The sequence below is a fragment of the Hyalangium sp. genome (assembly GCF_035629615.1).
In the GTDB taxonomy this organism is placed as follows: domain Bacteria; phylum Myxococcota; class Myxococcia; order Myxococcales; family Myxococcaceae; genus Hyalangium.
Window position 1 is genome coordinate 1 of record NZ_DASPHO010000663.1, and the last position, 2,228, is coordinate 2,228.

2 protein-coding genes are annotated in these 2,228 nt (G+C 70.4%); both read left to right on the top strand.

Annotation, left to right across the window (positions count from 1 at the left end):
- The first annotated feature begins 331 nt into the window (after window positions 1-331).
- Entirely contained in the window at window positions 332-613 is a 282-nt protein-coding gene (locus VD972_RS33720; RefSeq protein WP_324992908.1) for a hypothetical protein, read from the top strand.
- Window positions 614-2,228: serine/threonine-protein kinase (locus VD972_RS33725; protein ID WP_324992909.1), on the top strand; the 1,615-nt coding region annotated here is incomplete at its 3' end.

A 2,228-nucleotide genomic window follows, 5' to 3' on the forward strand; every position in this document is an offset into this window, starting at 1 on the left:
GAGCGAGACGAGCATGGCGTGTCGGGCCTCTACCCGATTTCAGCGCCCCTGGGGCGACTTTTCAGAACACGAAGAGGGCCCCCACGCCTGAGCAGGGCCACTCCTCCGGCCATCGCATCCAGAGGTAAGTGTCTGAAAACAGGAGGAATATTCGGAGCAGGGAGGCAGTGGAGTGTGCATGCGCGCCTCACGGGTCGCTTGGGTGGGACAGAGGCGGTGAGCGGCAGGGGCAGAGGCGAACAGGAGGCGCGCCCGGTATACACTCCACACCCACGCGACGAGCCAGCGGCACGCCAGACCAGGGCCCGTCCCTTGGACTCATGAGGACGGGATGCTGTTGCTGCTGTCTGTCGCCACGTGGCTCACCACTGCGAACCCTCAGCTCGAGGAGGGCCGCGCCCTCTTCCAGTCCCTGCGCTATGAGCGTGGCGTGGGCACCGTCCTGGCGGTGCAGGCCTCCAGCGACTCGCGCGCGGCGGACCAGGCGCCCTGGGCCTCGGAGACACGGGAGCTGGACGCGCGGGCCCGGCGCAAGGCGCTTCAGTCCCACTTCCTCATTGGCGGCGCGCTCGTGGGCGGCGCGGGCGCGGTCGTCCTGCTCACGGCCTTCTGAATGGACTCCTCGACGGGCATCCCCCTGGGGCGCTACCTCCTCGGCGAGAAGCTCGCCAGCGGGGGCATGGGGGAGGTGTTCATCGCGGTCCAGCACGGCCTGGATGGCTTCGAGAAGCCGCTGGCCATCAAGCTGCTGCTGCCCCACCTCATCGAGGAGCAGCAGGTGGTGAAGATGTTCCTCGACGAGGCGCGGCTGTGCGCGCGGATGAACCACCCCAACATCGTCCAGATCCTGGATCTCGGGCGAGAGGAGGGGCGCTACTTCCTCGCCATGGAGCTGGTGCACGGCGTCTCGCTGGTCCGGCTGGTGCGGGTGCTGGCCCAGCAGCAGCGCACGCTGAGCGCGCCGCTCATCCTCCATGTGGCGCGAGGGCTGCTGGATGCGCTGCACTACGCGCACACGCTCGCCGGGCCGGACGGCAAGCCGCTGGGGCTCATCCACCGGGATGTGACGCCGCACAACATCCTGGTGTCCGTCAACGGCGAGGTGAAGCTCACCGACTTCGGCATCGCCAAGGTGCAGGCGGCCGTGGGGCAGACGCGGCCGGGCGTGGTGCGGGGCAAGATGGACTACCTGTCGCCGGAGCAGCTGCGCTTCCAGCGGCTGGACTCGCGGGTGGATCTGTTCGCGGCGGGGCTCACCCTCTACTTCCTGGCCACCGGGCGCTCCGCGTTCTCGCGCCACAGCACCCAGGAGACGCTGAAGGCCCTGCAGAACGAGCCGCTGCCATTCCTGGACCTGCTGCGGCCGGATCTGCCGCGAGCGCTGGTGGAGGCCATCTCCCGGGCCACCGAGAAGGACCCCAACCGTCGCTTCCCCTCCGCGCGGGCCTTCCGCGACGCGCTGCCCCCGCCCTCCGCCGAGGAGCGCGCCGAGGTGCTGGGAGCGCTGGTGACCGAGGTCTGCCCCGCGGTGGTGGTGACGCTCGATCGTGCCTCGCGCACCCTGGTGGCGATGAATGCCACCTCGAGCACCAGCGTCCCCCCCTTACCCAAGCCGGAGACCCAGAGCCTCAGCCTCTCCGTGCCCATGGGCGAGCCGCACGTGGGGACGATCACCGAGACGCTCTCGCTGGCCGGGACGGTCGCCGCGCCTGTGATGGCGGAGCTGGGGACCTCGGTCGTTCCAGAGCTGGCGTCCTCCTACACGCCGGCCCTGGAGGCCCAGCGCAACAGCACCCTGGCCTTGGAGGCGCCGCCCCCGCTGAGCCGTCGGCACCAGCGGAGGATGTGGGCGGCCGCACTGGGGGGGCTGCTCGTGCTCGCGGCCCTCGGGGTGGGTTGGTGGGTGAGCCGCTCGGGCTCGCAGACATCTCAGGAGAAGCTCGAGAGCCCTCAGCCGCCTGATACGACGCGCCCAGGCAGTCAGGTGCCCTCCAGTGGCACGGAGGGGAGCGGGCCCGGGCAGGAGGAGTCCCCTCCCATCCTCGGAGGCAAGGAAGAGGCCAGGGAAGAGACGGAGGAACCCTCTCCGCCCGTCGTGGCAGCCCCGGATCCCGTGACGCCTCCGCCGACACCGCCCAAGCCACCGGAGCCGCGACGTCCCCCGGCAGTGGGCTTCCTCACGGTGGACGCCGTCCCCTGGGCGAACATCACCATCGAGGGAAAGCCCG

Excerpts from the sequence above, each read along its gene's own strand:
- VD972_RS33720 (WP_324992908.1), top strand. The coding sequence starts at position 332 with ATGCTGTTGCTGCTGTCTGTCGCCACGTGGCTCACCACTGCGAACCCT.